The following is a 20,120-nucleotide window of genomic DNA, read 5'->3' as shown; positions in this document are numbered from 1 at the left end:
GCTTCCAGAATCTGCCGTCAACCCCTGATTTCAGCTTTATTCGGATTTGAGCGTAATACGCGCAAATGCCTTCTTCCCGGCCTGGCAAACATGGGTCGCGCCCAGTACGTATATAAAGGTGCGATCGACAACCTCACCATCTATACGCACACCACCAGAACCGAGAAGATCGCGCGCCACAGCGGAGTTCTTCACCAGGCCCGCTTTATTAAGGACAGCAGCAATCGGCATATCCTCGGCAGCGGTCAACTCGATCTCTGGCAGATCATCCGGCAGCTCACCATCCTTCATACGGTTGCCCGCCGCACGGTGAGCATTGGCCGCAGCCTCTTCACCATGGAAGCGCGCAACGATCTCTTCGGCCAGCTTGATCTTGATGTCACGCGGATTCGCGCCCGCCTCGACGTCAGCCCGGAAAGCATCGATCTCTTCCATGGAGCGGAAACTGAGCAATTCGAAGTAACGCCACATCAGCACATCCGGAATAGAGACCAGCTTGCCATACATGACACCCGGCGCTTCCTGGATACCGACGTAGTTGCCCAACGACTTGGACATCTTCTTCACACCATCCAGACCTTCGAGCAACGGCATCGTCAGAATGCATTGAGCCTCCTGACCATAACTACGCTGCAGCTCGCGCCCCATCAGCAGGTTGAATTTCTGATCGGTACCACCCAGCTCGACATCCGCGCGCAACGCGACCGAGTCATAACCCTGAACCAGCGGATAGAGGAACTCGTGAATAGCAATTGGCTGATTGGTCGTGTAGCGCTTATCGAAATCGTCGCGCTCGAGCATGCGAGCCACGGTGTATTGCGAAGTCAGACGAATGAAGTCGGCTGGCCCCATCTGATCCATCCAGGTGGAGTTGAACGCCACTTCAGTCTTGGCCGGATCAAGAATCTTGAAGACCTGAGTCTTGTAGGTCTCGGCATTCTCGAGAACCTGCTCACGGGTGAGCGGAGGACGTGTCGCGCTCTTGCCGCTTGGATCACCGATCATCCCGGTGAAGTCACCTATAAGGAAGATCACCTGGTGACCCAGTTCCTGGAACTGGCGCAGCTTATTAATAAGCACGGTGTGACCCAGGTGCAAATCCGGCGCGGTCGGATCGAAGCCTGCCTTAATACGCAGCGGCTGGCCACGCTTGAGTTTCTCGATCAGCTCGGACTCGACCAACAGTTCTTCTGCACCACGTTTGATCAGCGCTAGCTGCTCTTCAACCGACTTCATAACAGACCCGCAAGGCTCAGATTCAAAGGGGAACAACCATACAAGATCGCGCACCAAATACAAGTTTTGCCCGGCGCACGGACGCCAATCCACGGACAGAGCGTTCGCAGACTTGCTTCAGAGATGATTTGGTTATATTTTATACAGTTATTTCGTCTTCATCATGTCATTCATCTTTTCCAATTCATCTTTTCAAAGTCAAAATTACCTATGACCACAGAACCGTCTAAAGCGCCTCCGCTTTACCCGAAGACCCACCTGCTTGCAGCAAGTGGCATCGCCGCCCTTCTCAGCCTGGCGCTTCTGGTATTCCCTTCCAGTGATGTTGAAGCCAAAAAGACGACCCTGAGTCTTGAACTGGAAAGCCCTGCAGAACAACTGACACAAGATCAAGACGCCGCCGAATCCGTCCAAGCCACAAATGAGCCGGCCGCCTCCCCCTTCGCGCAGATCGAAAACAGCGCCGAAGACACTCAGGAAACCGCCCAGGCCGCCCCCGCCCCTGCTCCCGCGCCAGTCGTCGAAGAGAAGAAGGCGCCAGGCCATAAGGAAGTGATTGTTAGCAAAGGCGACACTCTCTCGACTTTGTTCGAGAAAGTCGGCCTTCCGGCCACTTCGGTGCATGAAGTGCTAGCCAGCGACAAGCAGGCCAAGCAGTTCAGCCAGCTCAAACATGGCCAGAAGCTTGAGTTCGAACTGGACCCGGATGGCCAGCTGACCAACTTGCACAGCAAGGTCAGCGACATGGAAAGCATCAGCCTGACCAAGAATGACAAGGGTTATACGTTCAACCGCATTACCGCCAAGCCCACAGTTCGCTCCGCCTATGTTCATGGCGTGATCAACAGCTCGCTGTCGCAATCTGCCGCCCGAGCCGGTTTGTCCCACAGCCTGACCATGGATATGGCCAGTGTGTTTGGCTATGACGTCGACTTCGCCCAGGATATTCGCCAGGGTGACGAGTTCGATGTGATCTATGAACAGAAAGTCGTCAATGGCAAAGCTGTTGGCAATGGCCCGATCCTCTCTGCACGCTTCACCAACCGCGGCAAGACTTACACCGCAGTGCGCTACACCAACAAACAAGGCAACAGCAGCTACTACACGGCTGACGGCAACAGCATGCGCAAGGCGTTTATCCGTACCCCGGTAGACTTCGCCCGCATCAGCTCGAAATTCTCCATGGGACGCAAGCACCCGATCCTGAACAAGATCCGCGCCCACAAGGGTGTCGATTACGCAGCCCCACGCGGTACGCCGATCAAGGCTGCCGGTGACGGAAAAGTATTGTTGGCGGGTCGTCGCGGCGGTTACGGCAACACCGTGATCATCCAGCACGGTAATACCTATCGCACGCTGTACGGTCATATGCAGGGCTTCGCCAAAGGCATCAAGACTGGCGGCAGCGTCAAGCAAGGTCAGGTGATCGGTTACATCGGCACTACCGGCCTGTCCACCGGCCCGCACTTGCACTACGAGTTCCAGGTCAATGGCGTGCACGTCGACCCGCTGGGTCAGAAGGTGGCGATGGCCGATCCGATCTCCAAAGCTGAACGCTCACGCTTCCTCGCGCAAAGCCAGCCGCTGATGGCGCGCATGGATCAAGAGAAAACCACCCAGCTGGCTTCGAGTAAACGCTAAGCCATGACGCTCTATATAGGTGTGATGTCCGGGACCAGCCTTGATGGCCTGGACATTGCGTTGATCGAGCAAGCCCCGGCGATCAAGCTGATCGCCACCCATTACATCCCTATGCCTGATTCCCTGCGCGCCGAGCTGCTTGGCTTGTGCGCCAGCGGCCCGGACGAGATTGCCCGCTCCGCCATTGCCCAGCAGAACTGGGTGAAACTGGCCGCACAGGGCATTCACACCCTCCTCGACCAACAAAATCTGAAACCCGACGACATTCGCGCAATTGGCAGCCACGGCCAGACCATTCGCCATGAGCCGGCGCGCGGGTTCACGGTACAAATCGGCAACCCTGCCTTGCTCACCGAGCTGACCGGCATCACCGTGGTCAGCGATTTCCGCAGCCGTGATGTAGCCGCCGGCGGACAAGGCGCCCCACTGGTTCCAGCCTTTCACGAAGCCCTGTTTGAAGAACGACCTGGCAACCGCGCGGTATTGAACGTCGGCGGGTTCAGCAATCTCAGCCTGATCGAACCCGGCAAGCCTGTTGCCGGGTTTGACTGCGGCCCCGGGAATGTCTTGCTGGATGCCTGGATTCACCAGCAACGCGGCGACAACTTTGATCGTGACGGTCAATGGGCCGCCAGCGGCAAGGTTGAACCGGTTCTGCTGAACGAGCTGCTCAGTGATCCATTCTTTGTGACCCAAGGCCCGAAGAGCACCGGTCGCGAAGTATTCAATCTCCCATGGCTGATGCAGCATCTGTCGCAGCTACCGACCTTCGCTGCCGAAGACGTACAGGCCACGCTGCTTGAGCTGACTGCGCTGACCATTGTCGAGTCATTGCAAAGCGCCCAATCGAATACCCGGGAGCTGCTGGTTTGTGGCGGCGGCGCGCACAACGCCACGCTGATGAAGCGCTTGGCCAGCCTGTTGCCGAATGCGAAAGTCAGCAGCACTGCTGCTTACGGCGTAGACCCGGACTGGGTCGAAGCCATGGCCTTCGCCTGGCTAGCCCATTGCTGCCTGGAAGGTATCGCGGCCAACCGTCCGAGTGTCACCGGTGCCCGCGGCCTACGCGTACTCGGCGCCATCTACCCCGCCTGAGCCTGAACCCCAGACAGCAAAACGCCGCAGAGTCCTGAGATTCTGCGGCGTCTGGTAATGCGGTGAGGTGCGATCAGATCGAGAACGAAGAGCCGCAGCCACACGTGGTGGTAGCGTTCGGGTTCTTGATCACGAAACGCGAACCTTCCAGACCTTCCTGGTAATCCACTTCGGCACCTGCCAGGTACTGGAAGCTCATTGGATCGACCACCAGACTAACGCCTTCGCGCTCGACGATGGTGTCGTCATCGGCCACTTCTTCATCGAAGGTGAAGCCGTACTGAAACCCTGAACAACCGCCGCCCGTAACGAATACGCGCAGCTTCAAGCGATCATTCCCCTCTTCATCGACCAGGCTCTTCACCTTGTGCGCGGCACCGTGGGTGAATTGCAAAGCCGTGGGGGTGAAGGATTCGACGCTCATGCTGACTATCTCCCGGCGTTACGCCGCCATAATGCGTGATGACGCGCATTATCCGCTTCTCCCAGAAAATCGGTCAACTATTGTTACGGTATATCAATCAACCCAATTGTCAGACCAAAATGCAAAAGGCCCGTTCGACGGGCCTTTTTGCTGAGCGGGATAAAGCCTTACGGCAGCATGCCTGCATGGGACAGGCCCAGACGCTCATCCAGACCGAACAGGATATTCAGGTTCTGCACCGCCTGACCCGACGCGCCTTTGACCAGGTTGTCGATCACCGACAATACCACCACCAGATCACCATCCTGCGGACGATGCACGGCGATACGGCAAACGTTGGCGCCGCGCACGCTACGGGTTTCCGGATGGCTGCCGGCAGGCATTACATCGACGAACGGTTCGTTGGCATAGCGCTTTTCGAACAATGCTTGCAGATCCACCGAGCGATCCACGACAGTCGCGTAGAGCGTCGAGTGAATGCCGCGAATCATTGGCGTCAGGTGCGGAACGAAGGTCAGACCAACGTCCTTGCCCGCGGCACGACGCAGGCCCTGGCGGATTTCCGGCAAATGACGGTGCCCTTTGACGGCATAAGCCTTCATGCTTTCCGACGTCTCGGAGTACAGCGAACCTACAGAAGCGCCACGACCGGCACCGCTGACACCGGATTTGCAGTCTGCAATCAAACGAGTGGTATCTGCCAGACCGGCTTCAAGCAATGGCAGGAAACCCAATTGCGTGGCAGTCGGGTAGCAACCCGGCACAGCAATCAGGCGCGCTTGCTTGATTTGCTCGCGATTGACTTCCGGCAAGCCGTAGACCGCCTCCTCCAACAGTTCCGGCGCGCCGTGCGGCTGACCGTACCATTTGGCCCACTCATCGGCGTCTTGCAGACGGAAGTCTGCCGACAGGTCGATGACCTTGGTCCCGGCAGCCAGCAGCTCACCGGCCAGCGCATGCGCAACACCGTGCGGCGTGGCAAAGAACACCACGTCGCAGGCCCCGAGGGTCTTGATGTCCGGAACGCTGAAAGCCAGGCCGTCGTAGTGGCCTCGCAGGTTCGGGTACATGTCGGCCACGGCCAGGCCAGCCTCGGATCGGGAAGTGATCACTACCACTTCAGCTTGCGGATGCTGTGCCAACAGACGCAGCAGTTCGACACCGGTGTAACCCGTGCCGCCGACGATACCGACCTTGACCATAAACCTGCCCTCAACGAACCCACTGGAAAGCCGTCGATAATAGGGGCCGCGCGGCCCTGCGACAACCGTCAAGGTGACGTGTGGCGGCTCAAGCCTCTACTATTCCCGCTACCGTGAACCCTGGGAATAACTAAAAATGCTTTATCTGTGGCTCAAAGCGCTTCATATCGTCAGCATGGTCTGCTGGTTTGCCGGCCTGTTTTACCTGCCGCGCCTGTTCGTCTATCACGCCCAAAGCGAAGACACCGTCAGCAAGGAACGCTTCAGTATCATGGAGCGCAAGCTGTACCGGGGCATCATGGGCCCGGCGATGATCGCCACCCTGGTATTCGGCATCTGGTTGATCAGCCTCAACCCAAGCGCCTACTTCACCCAAGGTGCATGGATGCATGCCAAATTGACCCTTGTGGTAATCCTCATCGGCTATCACCACATGTGCGGCGCACAGGTAAAACGTTTTGCCCGTGGCGAAAACACCCGCAGCCATGTCTTTTATCGCTGGTTCAATGAAGTGCCGGTTCTGATATTGCTGGCTATCGTAATTCTGGTCGTCGTTCGGCCGTTTTAATCCAATAAGCATAATTCACCCGGGGTACTTCCAATGTCGCTGCCCGCTTTGCTCGAACAACGCTTGCGTCTGCCCGTGGTGGCGGCGCCGATGTTCCTGATCTCCAACCCTGAACTGGTGCTCGCCTGCTGCCGTAATGGCGTGGTGGGCAGCTTTCCCGCGCTGAACCAGCGTGAGAGCAGCGGTTTCAAGGCCTGGCTGGAAGAAATCGAAGCAGGACTGGCTATACTGGAAAATCCCGCTCCTTACGCGGTGAACCTGATTGTCCACAACAGCAACCCGCGATTGCAGGCCGACCTGGCGATCTGCATCGAGCACAAAGTACCGATCGTGATCACCAGCCTCGGCGCCGTGAAGGAATTGGTCGACGCCGTGCATGGCTATGGAGGCCTGGTATTTCATGACGTGACAACCCGTCGCCACGCGGAAAAAGCCGCTGAAGCAGGTGTTGACGGTTTGATTGCCGTGGCCGCGGGCGCCGGTGGTCACGCCGGGACCTGGAGCCCGTTTTCGCTGATCGCCGAGATTCGCCAGTTTTTCGACAAGACCCTGCTGCTGGCCGGTTGCCTGAACCATGGCCATGAAATTCTTGCCGCGCAAGTGCTCGGCGCGGATTTGGCCTACTTCGGTACGCGATTTATCGGCACCACTGAAAGTCATGCACCTGACGCGTATAAGGAGATGCTCCTGACTTCCAGAGCCGCCGACATCGTCCATACTCCAGCGGTGTCGGGAGTACCGGCAAGTTTCATGCGTCGGAGCCTGGAGGCCGCCGGTTTCGACATGGCAGCCCTGCAAGGCAAGGGCGAGGTGAATTTCGGCTCCAAGCTCAAGCCATTGAGCGACGAAGCCAAAGCCTGGAAAACCGTGTGGTCCGCAGGCCAGGGTGTCGGAGAAATCGATGACCTGCCGAGTGTCGATCAACTGGTCGCACGTCTCGATGCCGAATACCGCAAGGCGCTGGAACTGGCGGCGGCGTTGCCCAAGCGCTGGCCGCGCTGACAGAAAAACTTGGCCAGCCCAATCCGGCTGGCCCTACACTCCATACTTGCAACACCGTCTACTACAAACAAACTCTCGCGACAAGGATGCCTCGGCCATGAGCGAAAACCGTTTCAAGATCGTCTTCGATGGCGCTCTGCAGCCAGGTGTTGACGCCACCACCGCGAAGCTCAATCTCGCCGACCTGTTCAAAAGCGATGTCGCGGCTATCGAGCGCCTATTCAGTGGCCGGACAGTTGCACTCAAGCGCGACCTGTCACACGCCGACGCGCAGACTTACCTTCAGGCGCTAACGAAAACCGGCATCGATGCCCGAATCGAAACAGAACCCTCGATCGAGCTGAACCTGTCCGACGTTCACGAACACGCCCCTGCCAATAACCAACCTGTCACGGCAGATCCCGATTCTCCCTATGCACCGCCCCGAGCCTCTGTCGGCGAAGCACTGCCGGAGTTTTCTGCACTCAAGCCATTCAGTTTCGTTGGCCGCATCGGTCGCTTGCGCTTTCTGGCCTGGACGATGGCGCTTACGCTGGTGACGCTTGGCGTTGGTGCCGTGCTGGCTATTTTCGGCTTCGCGCTCATTAGCACGGACTCCACTGCTGGCTTGGTCCTCGCGGGTCTGCTGGCCTTTATCCTGGTCGTGGTGCTCGCATTCATCAGCATCCAGTTCAGTGTGCAGCGCCTGCACGATATCGGCTGGTCCGGCTGGCTCTGGCTGCTGAACCTTGTACCGGTCGTGGGCAGCGTTTTTCCGTTTGTAATAATGATCGTGCCGGGTAACAACACTGCCAACCGATATGGCGCACCACCACCGCCCAACAGCAACGCGGTCAGGGTGCTGGCTTCGCTGTGGCTGGTGTTTATCGCGATCATGTTCGTCGGCGGGCTGACTGGAGGCCTCACCGCGATCCAGGATGAGTACAAAAGCGCCACCGAGAGCACCTATCAAAGCAACTCGGTGATCACCGACGAAGTTGAAGTCGAGCCGGCCGAAGAGGCCGAGCAAGCACCAAATTCATCCGATGATGCAGCCGAAGCAGCCGAGCCCCCTGTAGACTCTGCGAAAGAATGAACAGCGCTCCCCGTCCGTGACACCTGCGTCGCCGGCGCGGAGCTGTTGCGATGGAGAACTGCATGACCCGTTACGCTCTGATCACTGGCGCTTCCAGCGGCATCGGCCTGGCGATGGCCGAAGCGCTGGCCCGGCGCGGCCGCAGCCTGATTCTGGTGGCCCGACAGCGTGATCAGCTGGAAAGCATTGCGATTGAACTGACTCAACGTTTTGGTGTGGAGGTGCTGTTTCGTGCCTGTGACCTGGGCGAGCCGCTGAGGCTGTCCGGTTTTTTGCTGGAGCTGGAGGAAGGCGACCGGCAAATCGATTTGCTGGTCAACTGCGCCGGCATCGGTACCTGCGGTCCGTTCCTGGCCCAGGACTGGATGACCGAGCAGGACTTGATCGAAGTGAACATCCTGGCCCTCACTCGCTTGTGCCATGCCATCGGCAACAGCATGGCCTTGCAGGGCGGCGGGCAGATTCTGAACGTCGCCTCGGTCGCGGCGTTCCATCCCGGCCCCTGGATGAGCACTTACTACGCCAGCAAGGCTTACGTACTGCATTTTTCCGAAGGTTTACGCGTCGAACTGAAGAAATGCGCGGTCAAGGTGTCGGTGCTCTGCCCCGGCCCGACCCGCACGGCGTTTTTCCGCACCGCGCAACTGGATACCGACAAACTGGTCGAGAGCAAACTGCTGATGAGTCCAGAAGAAGTCGCGCTTTATACCGTGCGCGCGCTGGCGAAAAATCGCGCCATTATTATCCCCGGTCGCCTGAATCGCTGGTTCGCGTTCCTGCCGCGGCTCGGCTCACGCTGGCTGACCCGGACAATCGCGGGCATGGTCAACAAAGCCTATTGCCCGCGCTGATCAATCCTCAAGGCAAAAGACTGGGCTCTGACATAACCCATGGTTACACTCAGGCCAGCCCAAACAACGGAGAAAACAGCTGTGGATACTCTGTTCACCAAGATCATCAACCGGGAAATCCCGGCGAAGATCATTTACGAGGACGACCAAGTACTGGCCTTCCACGACATCGCACCGCAGGCCCCCGTGCATTTCCTGGTAGTCCCGAAGAAACCGGTGCGCACCCTTAACGACCTCACCGAGGACGATAAGGCTTTGGCCGGGCACATTCTGTTCACGGCCCAGCGTCTGGCTCTGGAATTGGGCTGTGAGGAAGGTTTCCGGGTGGTCATGAACTGCAATGAATTGGGTGGGCAGACCGTCTATCACATCCATATGCACGTGCTGGGTCAGCGTCAGATGCACTGGCCGCCGGGCTGATCCACTAACCACCAAAAAATCGCAGCCTTCGGCAGCTCCTACACCGATCTCCGTAGGAGCTGCCGAAGGCTGCGATCTTTTGCTTTGGGTGTAGAAAGCTGAAATGACCCAACGCAAACCCTCTCCCGGCCGATTGGGTTAAACTGGCCGCCGAGATTCTTCCCGGAGGTCAGCATGACTACCCAACGTCACTACTCGCCAATTGACCGTCTTCTGCTGCAAGCCGATGCTGCGATGCGGACTTTGTTGCCTTTCAGTGGTCAGCCTTACCGTCCGTCGCCGGCCATCGTGCAGCCGGATGCGCAAATGAGCGACGAGGACACCCGACATGTCGCCGGCTTGATGCGCATCAACCATACCGGCGAAGTCTGCGCCCAGGCGCTGTATCAAGGTCAGGCCCTGACCGCCAAACTGCCGAAAGTGCGCGCCGCCATGGAGCACGCCGCCGAAGAAGAAATCGACCATCTGGTCTGGTGCGAACAACGCATTCATCAGCTGGGTAGCCATACCAGCATCCTCAATCCGCTGTTCTACGGCATGTCGTTCGGGATTGGCGCGGTTGCCGGGTTGATCAGCGACAAAGTCAGCCTGGGTTTCGTTGCTGCCACCGAGCATCAGGTCTGCAAACACCTGAACGAACACCTTGAGCAACTGCCAGCCGAGGACGAAAAATCCCGGGCGATCCTGGAGCAGATGCGTATCGATGAAGAGCATCATGCTGAAAGTGCGCTGGATGCGGGTGGATTTCGTTTTCCGGCGCCGGTGAAGTTCGGGATGAGTTTGTTGGCCAAGGTGATGACGAAGAGTACTTATCGGATCTGAGGGTCAGGTTGTTACATAGGGCCTCTTCGCGGGCAAGCCACGCTCCCACAAGGGTTCTGTATTCCAACAAATAAAAAGGCGATTACCGCAAGGTAGTCGCCTTTTTTTGTACTCGAAGATCTTAGTTTGGCATGTTGCGCGCGTAGAAGATTTCGAGCATTTCGTGTTTCACACGCTCAGTCACCAAGGCACGTTGCTCAGAGGACAGGTTGCTGGTGGCGTCGCCGAACAGGTAGTTATCCAGTTCGAAGTGCTTCAAAAGCATTTTGGTGTGGAACAGGTTTTCCTGGTACACGTTCACGTCGGTCATCTGGTACGCGTCGCGGGTGTCTTCGGACAAGTAGTTCTGGATCGAGTTGATCTCGTGGTCGATGAAATGCTTCTTGCCTTCGACGTCACGGGTAAAGCCGCGCACGCGGTAATCCACGGTCACGATGTCTGAATCGAACTGGTGAATCAGGAAATTGAGTGCTTTGAGCGGTGAAATGACGCCACAGGTCGACACGTCGATGTCCACACGGAACGTCGCGATACCGTCTACCGGATGGATTTCCGGGTAGGTGTGCACCGTGATGTGGCTCTTGTCGAGGTGGGCCAGGATGATTTCGGGTAACGGACCCGGAGACTCTTCGATCTGACTGTCGGTCGGGGTCACCGGCTCTTCAGAGATCAGAATCGTGACGCTGGCGCCCTGGGGTTCATAGTCCTGACTGGCGATGTTCAGGATGTTGGCACCAATGATATCGACAACTTCTGTGAGGATCTGCGTCAGGCGCTTGGCGTTGTACTCTTTATTGATGTACTCGACGTAAGCCTGTTGGTCTTGCGGAGTTTCCGCGTAGCAGATGTCATAGATATTGAAGCTCAAGGTCTTTGTCAGGTTATTGAACCCGTGGAGCTTGAGTTTGCTTTTCACCGTTAAAACTCTCTATGTATTGCGGGCTGGCCGCGTGATCAAGCATGCCCGTCAGATGCGAACGACGCACCTGCGTAGGACGGTTAACACCTCTTCGCGATGGCGATTTTGTTTTTCTGTTCAGGAAAGCGACCTGTGCAGACGTCAGCGATGGATCGCCAGAGTCTGCACCGCTTTTATGATAGTTGAATGTCGATTCAACCGAGTTCGATGATTTCGTAGTCGTGGGTAATCGCCACGCCTGCCGCGCCGAGCATGATCGAGGCCGAGCAATACTTCTCCGCCGACAGCTCAATGGCGCGCCTGACCTGGGCTTCTTTCAGCCCGCGGCCCTTGACCACGAAGTGCATGTGGATCTTGGTGAAAACCTTCGGATCTTCGGTCGCACGTTCGGCTTCGAGAAAGGCTTCGCAGCTTTCGACGGCCTGACGGGACTTCTTGAGGATGCTGACCACATCAAAATTGCTGCAACCGCCAACACCCAGCAGAAGCATTTCCATCGGCCGGACACCCAGGTTACGACCGCCGGCATCGGGCGGACCGTCCATGACCACGACATGACCGCTGCCGGATTCGCCGAGGAACATGGCTTCGCCAGCCCATTGGATGCGTGCCTTCATCGCCAAGACTCCACTGTATAAAAAAGGGTCGCCAGCTTAGCACAGGGCCCTTGATTGGCAGCGCTTCGCCTTCCTAGGACATAACCATCTGCGTCGTAGGCAAATTCTCGAATCTTGAAGGAATGCGTCTGTTAAGCTGACGCCAATTCAGTGGCGCATTGCCAGCTTTGTAGCGAATAAAAAGGATCGCAGGCTTCGCCAGCTCCTATAAAAAACAAACACCGTGCAGTCTTTTCGGGATACAACCATGGTTGCTATTACTCCCACACCCAAAATCAAGAACCTCGACAAACTGTTGATGCACTGTCAGCGCCGTCGCTATGCCGCCAAGAGCAACATCATTTGTGCAGGTGACCGCTCGGACACGCTGTTTTTCATCATCAAAGGTTCGGTAACCATCCTGATTGAGGATGACGACGGCCGTGAAATGATCATTGCCTACCTCAATTCCGGCGACTTTTTCGGCGAGCTGGGTCTGTTTGAGCAAGCCGGCCTGGAACAGGAACGCAGCGCTTGGGTGCGCGCCAAGGTCGAATGCGACGTCGCGGAAATCAGCTACGCAAAATTCCGCGAGTTGTCCCAACAAGATCCAGACATTCTTTACGTGCTCAGCGGACAAATCGCACAGCGCCTGCGCAATACCACGCGCAAGGTCGGCGATCTGGCGTTCTTCGACGTGACCGGTCGCGTTGCGCGCTGTCTGCTGGAACTGTGCAAGCAGCCTGACGCCATGACTCACCCGGACGGCATGCAGATCAAGGTGACCCGTCAGGAAATCGGCCGGATTGTCGGTTGTTCCCGTGAGATGGTCGGCCGTGTGCTCAAGGATCTGGAAGAGCGCAACCTGGTCAACGTCAAAGGCAAGACCATGGTGGTCTTCGGTACGCGCTAAGCTCGAAAACTCAAGCTCGAAAACTTAAGTTCCTAAACTTAAGCCCCGAGCATTTCTGCCAGCAACTGTCGGTACAGCGCATCGAGCCGTTCCAGTGCCTCAGGAGCGGCAAACTTTTCATGCAGGGCAATGTGGCTTTCAGCGCGAACCCGCTGTTCCAGGCCACAGGCCTCATTGAAGCGATTGACCGCCGCGACCATCGACTCTCGCTCGTCATCGATCAACATCGCCCCATGCACCAGACCGACCGGACGCTGACCGCCCTTGCTCTGGCGCCAACGCTGGGCGGTGCCGACCATCTTTCGACCATCGAGGTTGACGTTGAAACGACCGTCGCAGAACGCGCCCTCGATTTCGCCCAACGACGAAGTGCCGCCCAGCTCATCCAGTAACTGACAGATCGGATCGCACAAACGCCGGTAGCCGGTTTCGATGCGGTTCAGATCGCCTTCGCTGCGCGGTGGGGCATAAACCAGTGCGATGTTGATGGTCGATGCCGATTGCGGCACCGGCTCACCGCCGGTTTCACGCAGCAGCACCGGCCAACCGGCGGCAGCAGATATTTCGCACGCGGCGTCGAACAGTGGCAAACGATTCAAGCGACGGGGCATGACCAACGCGCGGTCAGTGGGTTGCCAGAACAGCAGACCGAACTCCGACTCACCGGTGCACACATGGGCCAGCAGATCCTGTTCGGCGAGCAGGCCGGCTTCGATGGTCAGAGGGGTTGGCTGAGGCATGGATGACTCCGTAAGACATGAGTCTTTGGGGTACTTGATGGCCTCTTCGCGGGCAAGCCCGCTCCCACAGGGATCGGGTTGCCCGCGAAGATGTGTTCAGTCGAGCGTAGAACCGCTCACTGGAATGCCACGCTCGGGAAAGAACAGGCGCTGCAATTCCGTACCCGGGCTTTCAGCACGCATGAACGCTTCGCCGACCAGGAACGCATACACATCGCTGATTTCCATCAGCTCGACATCGGCCCGATTGAGAATGCCACTCTCGGTGATGACCAGACGATCACGCGGGATGCGCGGCAACAGGTCGAGGGTGGTTTCCAGATTGACGTCGAAGGTGTGCAGGTTGCGGTTGTTCACGCCCACCAGCGGCGTGTCGAGGGTTTTCAAGGCCCGCTCCAGCTCGTCGCCATCGTGGACTTCCACCAACACATCAAGACCGACGCTTTTGGCCACGGCAGCCAGCTCGGCCATCTTCACGTCGTCCAGTGCGGAGACGATCAACAGCACGCAGTCAGCGCCCAGAGCCCGGGATTCGACGATCTGGTAAGGATCGATCATGAAGTCCTTGCGGATCACCGGCAACTTGCACGCCGCCCGAGCCTGCTGCAGATACGCATCGGCGCCCTGGAAGTAATCGATGTCGGTGAGCACCGACAGGCAAGTGGCCCCGCCCTTTTCGTAACTTCTGGCAATGTCCGCAGGCACGAAATTCTCGCGAATCACGCCTTTGCTTGGCGAAGCCTTCTTGATTTCAGCAATGACCGCCGGCTGCTTCGTCTTGGCCTGATCGATCAATGCCTTGGCAAAACCACGGGGTGCATCGGCCGCCTTGGCCAGATTTTCCAGCTCCGCCAGACTCACACGAGCGCTACGCTCGGCGACTTCCTGAACTTTGCGGGCCAGAATATTTTCCAGAACCGTCGGTACACTCATCCCTCATTCTCCACTTTGAATACCGCGGTAAATGCACCCAATTCCTCAAGTTTTTCCCGAGCGAGGCCTGTGTGCAGCGCATCGTGCGCCAGGGCAACGCCTTCTTTCAAACTGCTGGCATGGTCGGCGGCGTACAGCGCGGCACCGGCATTAAGCACGATCATCTCGGCGGCTTTCTGACCGTTCTCGGTCTTGCGCTTGCCCAAGGCATCGCGAATCAGCTCAAGGGAGGCCGCCGGGCTTTCCACCGCCAGGCCGTGCAGGCTCTGACTCTTCATCCCGAGGTCTTCGGGTTCGACCCAATACTCGGTGATCTGGTCATTCTTCAATTCAGCCACAAAGGTCGGTGCCGCCAGACTGAACTCGTCCAGGCCATCCTTCGAGTGCACCACCAGAACGTGCTTGCTGCCCAGACGCTGCAAGACTTCGGCCAATGGCCGGCACAACGCCTGACTGAACACACCCACCACCTGATGTTTCACACCGGCCGGATTCGTAAGCGGGCCGAGCATGTTGAACAGCGTGCGCAAGCCCAGCTCGCGGCGCGGGCCGGCGGCGTGCTTCATGGCGCTATGGTGAGTCTGGGCAAACATGAAACCGATGCCGACGTTGTCGATGCAGCGCGCCACCTGAACCGGCGTCAGGTTCAGGTAGATACCCGCCGCCTCAAGCAGATCAGCGCTGCCGCTTTTGCCCGACACCGCACGGTTACCATGCTTGGCTACGGTGCAACCGGCTGCGGCGACTACGAACGAGGAAGCCGTGGAGACGTTGAAAATGTTTGCACCGTCGCCGCCGGTGCCGACCACATCGACCACGCCGTCGAGGGTATTGAGTTCAACCTTGTCCGCCAACTCGCGCATCGCCGTCACGGCGCCGACGATCTCATCGATGCTTTCGCTCTTCATGCGCATGGCCATCATGAACGCGCCGATCTGCGCATCCGTGCATTGCCCGGTCATGATTTCGCGCATGACATCGCGCATCTCATCGGTACTGAGGTCGAGGTGGCCGACGATACGGCTCAGGGCTGTCTTGATATCCATGGAAAGTCCTTAGCGCGTGCCGCCGGTTTGTTTGAGGAAGTTGGCGAACAGCTCGTGGCCCTGTTCGGTGAGGATAGACTCAGGGTGGAATTGCACACCCTCAATGTTCAGCGTCTTGTGGCGCAGCCCCATGATCTCGTCGACCGAGCCGTCTTCAAGCTGGGTCCAGGCGGTCAGTTCCAGGCAATCGGGCAGGGTTTCGCGCTTGACGATCAGCGAGTGATAGCGGGTGACCGTCAGCGGGCGATTCAGGCCTTCGAACACGCCCTTATCCTCGTGGAATACCGGGCTAGTCTTACCGTGCATGACTTGACGGGCACGGACCACATCGCCACCAAAGGCTTGGCCAATGGACTGGTGCCCCAGGCAAACGCCGAGAATCGGCAGCTTGCCGGCGAAGTGCTTGATCGCTTCAATGGAAATACCGGCTTCGGTCGGGGTGCAAGGACCGGGCGACACGACAATGCGCTCAGGCTTGAGGGCTTCGATTTCGGCAATGGTAAGTTCATCGTTGCGCACGACTTTGACCTCGGAGCCCAGCTCGCCAAGGTATTGCACAACGTTGTAAGTAAAAGAGTCGTAGTTATCGATCATCAGCAACATGGCGTTAAGAACCTCTTGAATTTACTGACTTTGAATACAGCCTTCGAATGATTTACCCGCAGCGTCCTGCACTTTGTCAGTCGCTGGAGTCGCGCTGCAAAGCGGTTTGTCTTGCGGGTAAAGAAGGCAAAGCGGTAAAGATCCGGCCGGGCCGGCAGAAGGATTCAGGCGCGCCAACGCCAACGGGCGTGTGCCTTGATGACTTGATCCAGAAGTTTGCTGACGATCAACACGGGGAAGGTCTCATTTATACGTCTTGGCACAGTAACTTAGCTGGGCAGAGCGTGCAATATGGGGCGATCGAAGCGCGTGAAACAATCGACGGGTTCGCGCCGAACGGCAACAGGCCCTATAGTTTTTGGCACTATCGTTTCGCTCACTACAACAATAACAAACGGACTTGCTCATGATCAGACAGACGTTGGCTGTACCGCTTGCCGGCTGCTTGCTCGCTATGGCCTGCACCCAGGCGATCGCGGCGCCCAACCCTTATTCGAATTTCATCGTCTTCGGCGATAGCCTCAACGATGCCGGGCAGTTTACCGACACGGGCGGCCCTCCCGGTTCGACCCTGCGCTTCACCAACCGGACCGGACCGGTTTACCAGAACGGCAGCGGCGAAGTCTATTCCGCCAACTCGACCCAACTGCTGGGTGAAAGGCTCGGGTTTTCACCGGACCAGACGGCCGCTTCAACTTCAGCGGCGCGTGCCGCCCAGGGCCTGCCGGATGGCAATAACTGGGCCGTTGGAGGTTACCGTACCGACCAGATCCTCACCTCGATCACCAGTGTATCCGCTACGGGTGAACGCACGCGTTCGGGCTATCTGCCGACAAACAACTTCAGCGCCGATCCGAATGCGCTGTATTACATTTCCGGGGGTGGTAACGATTTTCTTCAGGGACTTGTACAAAGTGGCGCTCAGGCGAATGCCGCTGCGGATCGACTGGCAAACAGCGTCCAGGTTTTGCAGGCCGCCGGCGCCCGGTACATCGTGGTATGGCTGCTGCCCGACCTGGGTTTGACGCCCGCCATCAATGGCACGCCCCAACAGACACCCACCTCACTACTGAGCTCTGCCTTCAACCGGCAACTGGTCACCCGTCTCGCGGGGATCGATGCCGAAATCATCCCGCTGAACATTCCGTTGCTGCTGCAGGAAACCTTCGCCGACCCGGCGCGATTCGGTTTTGCTACAGGCCAGAACCTGACGGCGACCTGTTTCAGTGGCAACAGCTGCACCGAAAACCCTACGTATGGCATCAACAGTGCCACGCCGGATCCCAGCAAACTGATTTACAACGATGGGGTCCATCCGACTGAAGCCGGGCAAAAACTGATTTCCGACTACGCCTACTCCCTACTGGCTGCGCCGTGGGAGCTGACATTACTACCAGAAATGGCCCACGCTACCTTGCGCGCGCACCAGGACGAACTGCGTAGCCAGTGGCAATCCGACTGGGAGAACTGGCAGGCTGTCGGCCAATGGCGCGCAATTGTCGCCGGCGGTGGTCAGCATCTGGATGTCGATAGCCAAAACAGCGGAGCCAGCGCCGACGGCAGCGGCTACAACCTGAATATCGGCGGCAGCTATCGCCTTAATGAAGCCTGGCGCGTCGGTGTGGCAGCAGGCTTCTATCGTCAGGACCTGGAAGCAGGTAGTAACGATTCGGACTACAAACTCAATAGCTATCTGGCAACCGCCTTCGCCCAGTTCCAGCAGAATCGCTGGTGGGCCGATGCCGTGTTGACCGGTGGCAAGCTGGATTACGACAACCTCAAACGCAAATTCGATCTGGGTGCCAGCGAAGGTGCGGAGAAAGGCGATACCGATGGCGATCTCTGGGCCTTCAGCACTCGCCTTGGCTACGACATCGCGCAACCGGGCAGCGAGTGGCACTTGTCGCCGTTCATCAGCGCCGATTACGCCAAAGTGGAAGTCGACGGCTACTCGGAAAACAGCAACCGCTCCACGGCGCTGACTTTTGATGATCAGACCCGAGACTCGAAACGCCTGGGTGTCGGCTTGCAAGGCAAATACAACTTCACCCGTCAGACCCAGGTATTTGGCGAATATGCCCACGAGCGCGAGTACGAGGACGACACCCAGAAAGTGAACATCGCCCTCAACAGCCTGCCGTCCCTCGACTTCAATCTCCAGGGCTACACGCCGCAAAGCCATCTCAACCGCTTAAGCCTGGGGGTCAGCCACAAATTGACCGCCGACCTGGCGCTGCGTGGCGGCTATACCTTGCGCAAGGATGATGACTTTACCCAGCAAGGTTTGACCGTTGGGGTTGCGCTGGACTTCTAAATCGTAGGCAATAAAAAACGCGGCCGCCTTACAGGTGCCGCGTTTTTTGAAATGAGCACTATCCATGTGGGAGCGGGCTTGCCCGCGATAGCGGACTGACAGACAACATCAATGTTGAATGTACTGGCCCCATCGCGGGCAAGCCCGCTCCCACAGGGTTATCGGTGAACTCAGGTGTCCGGGGTTTGTTCGGCCAGGGCCACGGCGCGGAACATGGCGCGGCGCTTGTTCAGGGTTTCTTCCCATTCCAGTGCCGGCACCGAGTCTGCAACGATGCCACCACCCGCCTGCACGTGCAGTTCGCCGTTCTTGATCACTGCGGTGCGGATCGCAATCGCGGTGTCCATGTTGCCGTTCCAGGCGAAGTAACCGACCGCGCCGCCGTAGACGCCACGCTTGACCGGTTCCAGCTCGTCGATGATTTCCATCGCGCGAATCTTCGGCGCACCAGACAAGGTGCCTGCCGGCAGGATCGCCCGCAGTGCGTCCATCGCCGTCAGCCCGGCCTTCAATTGGCCGGTAACGTTAGACACGATGTGCATCACGTTGGAATAACGCTCGATCACCATCTTCTCGGTGAGTTCCACCGAACCGATCTCCGAAACGCGACCGGTGTCGTTGCGGCCCAGATCGATCAGCATCAAGTGCTCGGCGATTTCCTTGTCGTCCGACAGCAGGTCTTTTTCCAGCGCCAGATCAGCCTCTTCGTTGGCGCCTCGCGGACGGGTGCCGGCAATCGGGCGCACGGTGATCAGGTTGTCTTCGACCCGCACCAGTACTTCCGGCGAACTGCCAACGACGTGGAAGTCGCCGAAGTTGAAGAAGTACATGTAAGGCGTCGGGTTGAAGCAGCGCAACGCCCGGTACAGGTCGATAGGCGCAGCCTTGAAGTCGATCGACATACGCTGGGACGGCACAACCTGCATGCAGTCACCGGCCAGGATGTATTCCTTGATGGTGTCGACGGCTTTTTCGTAATCGTCCTGGGTGAAGCTCGAACGGAACACCGGATCAGCCGATTGCTGTTTGCTGAAGTCCAGGCCACGGCGCGGGGTGATTGGCTGACGGAGTTGTTCCAGCAGTGTTTGCAGACGCGCCTGACCTTGCTCGAAAGCGTCTTCCTGCGCCGGATCGGCCAGGACGATCGCGTGCATTTTGCCCGCGAGGTTGTCGAACACCACCACTGCATCGGAGACCATCAGCAGAATATCCGGTACACCCAATGGATCCGGGTTCGGGCATTTGCCCAGACGCTTCTCCACATAGCGCACGCAGTCATAACCGAAGTAGCCCACCAGACCACCATTGAAGCGCGGCAGACCGGCGATGGTCGGCACGTTGTAGCGCGCCTTGAAGGTTTCGACGAAGGCCAGCGGGTCTTCAACGTCGTGGCTTTCGATCTCGACGCCGTCGTGGGTCACGCTGACGTGATGATCGTGAACCCGCAGCACGGTGCGGCACGGCAGGCCGATGATTGAATAACGGCCCCATTTTTCGCCGCCCTGCACCGACTCCAGCAGGTAGGAGTTCGGCTCGTCGGCCAGTTTCAGGTAGATCGACAGCGGCGTGTCGAAGTCGGCCAGGGTTTCGCAGGCAAGCGGGATGCGGTTGTAGCCGGCAGCGGCCAAACGCAGGAATTCTTCGCGGATCATGAGGTGCCTCGTGGCTTGAGGGTCTAACGGTCAGGTGTGCAAACGCGCCGGTACGCCGGCCAGGAACA

Annotated in this window: 21 protein-coding genes; 11 read left to right on the top strand and 10 right to left on the bottom strand. The window is 58.1% G+C overall.

Annotation, left to right across the window (positions count from 1 at the left end; translation table 11 throughout):
- Positions 1–36: 36 nt before the first annotated feature.
- On the bottom strand, positions 37–1,236 hold the full coding sequence (gene tyrS, locus JFU11_RS19645) for a tyrosine--tRNA ligase (RefSeq protein WP_201061867.1): 1,200 nt from the start codon (positions 1,234–1,236) through the stop codon (positions 37–39).
- A gap of 210 nt (positions 1,237–1,446) precedes the next feature.
- Between tyrS and JFU11_RS19640 the strand changes: the two genes are divergently transcribed.
- Together JFU11_RS19640 and JFU11_RS19635 are read left to right on the top strand one after the other, a co-directional pair.
- On the top strand, positions 1,447–2,877 hold the full coding sequence (locus tag JFU11_RS19640; RefSeq protein WP_201061866.1) for a peptidoglycan DD-metalloendopeptidase family protein: 1,431 nt from the start codon (positions 1,447–1,449) through the stop codon (positions 2,875–2,877).
- 3 nt (positions 2,878–2,880) lie between these two features.
- Entirely contained in the window at positions 2,881–3,972 is a 1,092-nt protein-coding gene (locus tag JFU11_RS19635) for an anhydro-N-acetylmuramic acid kinase (RefSeq protein ID WP_201061865.1), read from the top strand.
- 73 nt (positions 3,973–4,045) lie between these two features.
- On the opposite strand, the gene erpA is transcribed toward JFU11_RS19635, so the two are convergent.
- Together erpA and argC are read right to left on the bottom strand one after the other, a co-directional pair.
- On the bottom strand, positions 4,046–4,396 hold the full coding sequence (gene erpA, locus JFU11_RS19630) for an iron-sulfur cluster insertion protein ErpA (protein WP_007906865.1): 351 nt from the start codon (positions 4,394–4,396) through the stop codon (positions 4,046–4,048).
- A 167-nt stretch (positions 4,397–4,563) separates the two neighbouring features.
- A complete protein-coding gene (gene argC, locus JFU11_RS19625) occupies positions 4,564–5,598 on the bottom strand; it encodes an N-acetyl-gamma-glutamyl-phosphate reductase (RefSeq protein ID WP_007941665.1) in 1,035 nt (344 codons plus the stop codon).
- A 136-nt stretch (positions 5,599–5,734) separates the two neighbouring features.
- Between argC and hemJ the strand changes: the two genes are divergently transcribed.
- The 6 genes from hemJ (at position 5,735) to coq7 (ending at position 10,336) form a co-directional block, all read left to right on the top strand.
- Complete coding sequence (gene hemJ / locus JFU11_RS19620; RefSeq protein WP_007906869.1) at positions 5,735–6,166, top strand: protoporphyrinogen oxidase HemJ; 432 nt, start codon at positions 5,735–5,737, stop codon at positions 6,164–6,166.
- Between the two features lie 33 nt (positions 6,167–6,199).
- Positions 6,200–7,168 carry a nitronate monooxygenase family protein gene (locus JFU11_RS19615; RefSeq protein WP_123719556.1) on the top strand — a complete coding sequence of 323 codons (969 nt, stop codon included), beginning with the start codon at positions 6,200–6,202 and terminating at the stop codon, positions 7,166–7,168.
- A gap of 97 nt (positions 7,169–7,265) precedes the next feature.
- Positions 7,266–8,243 carry a DUF805 domain-containing protein gene (locus JFU11_RS19610; RefSeq protein WP_201061864.1) on the top strand — a complete coding sequence of 326 codons (978 nt, stop codon included), beginning with the start codon at positions 7,266–7,268 and terminating at the stop codon, positions 8,241–8,243.
- A gap of 62 nt (positions 8,244–8,305) precedes the next feature.
- Positions 8,306–9,094 carry an SDR family oxidoreductase gene (locus tag JFU11_RS19605; RefSeq protein ID WP_032835131.1) on the top strand — a complete coding sequence of 263 codons (789 nt, stop codon included), beginning with the start codon at positions 8,306–8,308 and terminating at the stop codon, positions 9,092–9,094.
- A gap of 81 nt (positions 9,095–9,175) precedes the next feature.
- A complete protein-coding gene (locus tag JFU11_RS19600; protein WP_007906873.1) occupies positions 9,176–9,514 on the top strand; it encodes a histidine triad nucleotide-binding protein in 339 nt (112 codons plus the stop codon).
- A 174-nt stretch (positions 9,515–9,688) separates the two neighbouring features.
- Positions 9,689–10,336, top strand: a complete 648-nt coding sequence (gene coq7, locus JFU11_RS19595; protein ID WP_008008345.1) for a 2-polyprenyl-3-methyl-6-methoxy-1,4-benzoquinone monooxygenase — start codon at positions 9,689–9,691, stop codon at positions 10,334–10,336.
- Positions 10,337–10,457: 121 nt separating this feature from the next.
- On the opposite strand, the gene speD is transcribed toward coq7, so the two are convergent.
- Together speD and JFU11_RS19585 are read right to left on the bottom strand one after the other, a co-directional pair.
- A complete protein-coding gene (gene speD / locus JFU11_RS19590) occupies positions 10,458–11,252 on the bottom strand; it encodes an adenosylmethionine decarboxylase (RefSeq protein WP_052967182.1) in 795 nt (264 codons plus the stop codon).
- A gap of 197 nt (positions 11,253–11,449) precedes the next feature.
- Positions 11,450–11,872: an OsmC family protein gene (locus tag JFU11_RS19585; RefSeq protein WP_123719558.1), complete on the bottom strand. Its 423-nt coding sequence runs from the start codon at positions 11,870–11,872 to the stop codon at positions 11,450–11,452.
- A gap of 247 nt (positions 11,873–12,119) precedes the next feature.
- Here JFU11_RS19585 and crp point away from each other — a divergent pair, with 247 nt between their 5' ends.
- Complete coding sequence (crp, locus tag JFU11_RS19580) at positions 12,120–12,764, top strand: cAMP-activated global transcriptional regulator CRP (RefSeq protein WP_052967181.1); 645 nt, start codon at positions 12,120–12,122, stop codon at positions 12,762–12,764.
- Between the two features lie 38 nt (positions 12,765–12,802).
- On the opposite strand, the gene JFU11_RS19575 is transcribed toward crp, so the two are convergent.
- The 4 genes from JFU11_RS19575 to JFU11_RS19560 all read right to left on the bottom strand — a co-directional run bounded on the left by JFU11_RS19575 (position 12,803) and on the right by JFU11_RS19560 (position 16,086).
- Positions 12,803–13,504 carry a lipoate--protein ligase family protein gene (locus JFU11_RS19575; protein WP_123719559.1) on the bottom strand — a complete coding sequence of 234 codons (702 nt, stop codon included), beginning with the start codon at positions 13,502–13,504 and terminating at the stop codon, positions 12,803–12,805.
- Positions 13,505–13,600: 96 nt separating this feature from the next.
- Positions 13,601–14,437, bottom strand: coding sequence for an indole-3-glycerol phosphate synthase TrpC (gene trpC, locus JFU11_RS19570; RefSeq protein WP_123355741.1), 837 nt, complete (start codon positions 14,435–14,437; stop codon positions 13,601–13,603).
- On the bottom strand, positions 14,434–15,483 hold the full coding sequence (gene trpD / locus JFU11_RS19565; RefSeq protein ID WP_007906883.1) for an anthranilate phosphoribosyltransferase: 1,050 nt from the start codon (positions 15,481–15,483) through the stop codon (positions 14,434–14,436). Before trpD ends, trpC begins: the two co-directional genes overlap by 4 nt.
- 9 nt (positions 15,484–15,492) lie before the next feature.
- The gene (locus JFU11_RS19560) at positions 15,493–16,086 is read right to left on the bottom strand and encodes an aminodeoxychorismate/anthranilate synthase component II (RefSeq protein WP_019650349.1); all 594 of its coding nucleotides are present in this window, start codon (positions 16,084–16,086) and stop codon (positions 15,493–15,495) included.
- 47 nt (positions 16,087–16,133) lie between these two features.
- Between JFU11_RS19560 and JFU11_RS19555 the strand changes: the two genes are divergently transcribed.
- Both JFU11_RS19555 and estP read left to right on the top strand, forming a co-directional pair.
- Positions 16,134–16,496 carry a hypothetical protein gene (locus JFU11_RS19555; RefSeq protein ID WP_187326385.1) on the top strand — a complete coding sequence of 121 codons (363 nt, stop codon included), beginning with the start codon at positions 16,134–16,136 and terminating at the stop codon, positions 16,494–16,496.
- The gene (gene estP / locus JFU11_RS19550; RefSeq protein ID WP_201061863.1) at positions 16,493–18,400 is read left to right on the top strand and encodes an esterase EstP; all 1,908 of its coding nucleotides are present in this window, start codon (positions 16,493–16,495) and stop codon (positions 18,398–18,400) included. The genes JFU11_RS19555 and estP overlap by 4 nt, the downstream gene beginning before the upstream one ends.
- 170 nt (positions 18,401–18,570) lie before the next feature.
- On the opposite strand, the gene trpE is transcribed toward estP, so the two are convergent.
- Positions 18,571–20,052, bottom strand: a complete 1,482-nt coding sequence (gene trpE / locus JFU11_RS19545) for an anthranilate synthase component I (protein ID WP_201061862.1) — start codon at positions 20,050–20,052, stop codon at positions 18,571–18,573.
- Between the last annotated feature and the right edge of the window lie 68 nt (positions 20,053–20,120).

It is taken from the genome of Pseudomonas sp. TH37 (assembly GCF_016650735.1).
Taxonomy (GTDB): domain Bacteria; phylum Pseudomonadota; class Gammaproteobacteria; order Pseudomonadales; family Pseudomonadaceae; genus Aquipseudomonas; species Aquipseudomonas farris.
This window is presented reverse-complemented; position numbering and strand designations above follow the sequence as displayed.

Excerpts from the sequence above, each read along its gene's own strand:
- trpC (WP_123355741.1), bottom strand. The coding sequence starts at position 14,437 with ATGAGTGTACCGACGGTTCTGGAAAATATTCTGGCCCGCAAAGTTCAG.
- argC (WP_007941665.1), bottom strand. The coding sequence starts at position 5,598 with ATGGTCAAGGTCGGTATCGTCGGCGGCACGGGTTACACCGGTGTCGAA.
- hemJ (WP_007906869.1), top strand. The coding sequence starts at position 5,735 with ATGCTTTATCTGTGGCTCAAAGCGCTTCATATCGTCAGCATGGTCTGC.
- tyrS (WP_201061867.1), bottom strand. The coding sequence starts at position 1,236 with ATGAAGTCGGTTGAAGAGCAGCTAGCGCTGATCAAACGTGGTGCAGAA.
- JFU11_RS19610 (WP_201061864.1), top strand. The coding sequence starts at position 7,266 with ATGAGCGAAAACCGTTTCAAGATCGTCTTCGATGGCGCTCTGCAGCCA.
- coq7 (WP_008008345.1), top strand. The coding sequence starts at position 9,689 with ATGACTACCCAACGTCACTACTCGCCAATTGACCGTCTTCTGCTGCAA.
- JFU11_RS19555 (WP_187326385.1), top strand. The coding sequence starts at position 16,134 with ATGATTTACCCGCAGCGTCCTGCACTTTGTCAGTCGCTGGAGTCGCGC.
- crp (WP_052967181.1), top strand. The coding sequence starts at position 12,120 with ATGGTTGCTATTACTCCCACACCCAAAATCAAGAACCTCGACAAACTG.
- JFU11_RS19575 (WP_123719559.1), bottom strand. The coding sequence starts at position 13,504 with ATGCCTCAGCCAACCCCTCTGACCATCGAAGCCGGCCTGCTCGCCGAA.
- trpE (WP_201061862.1), bottom strand. The coding sequence starts at position 20,052 with ATGATCCGCGAAGAATTCCTGCGTTTGGCCGCTGCCGGCTACAACCGC.
- JFU11_RS19605 (WP_032835131.1), top strand. The coding sequence starts at position 8,306 with ATGACCCGTTACGCTCTGATCACTGGCGCTTCCAGCGGCATCGGCCTG.
- estP (WP_201061863.1), top strand. The coding sequence starts at position 16,493 with ATGATCAGACAGACGTTGGCTGTACCGCTTGCCGGCTGCTTGCTCGCT.
- JFU11_RS19585 (WP_123719558.1), bottom strand. The coding sequence starts at position 11,872 with ATGAAGGCACGCATCCAATGGGCTGGCGAAGCCATGTTCCTCGGCGAA.
- erpA (WP_007906865.1), bottom strand. The coding sequence starts at position 4,396 with ATGAGCGTCGAATCCTTCACCCCCACGGCTTTGCAATTCACCCACGGT.
- JFU11_RS19640 (WP_201061866.1), top strand. The coding sequence starts at position 1,447 with ATGACCACAGAACCGTCTAAAGCGCCTCCGCTTTACCCGAAGACCCAC.
- JFU11_RS19615 (WP_123719556.1), top strand. The coding sequence starts at position 6,200 with ATGTCGCTGCCCGCTTTGCTCGAACAACGCTTGCGTCTGCCCGTGGTG.
- JFU11_RS19635 (WP_201061865.1), top strand. The coding sequence starts at position 2,881 with ATGACGCTCTATATAGGTGTGATGTCCGGGACCAGCCTTGATGGCCTG.
- trpD (WP_007906883.1), bottom strand. The coding sequence starts at position 15,483 with ATGGATATCAAGACAGCCCTGAGCCGTATCGTCGGCCACCTCGACCTC.
- JFU11_RS19560 (WP_019650349.1), bottom strand. The coding sequence starts at position 16,086 with ATGTTGCTGATGATCGATAACTACGACTCTTTTACTTACAACGTTGTG.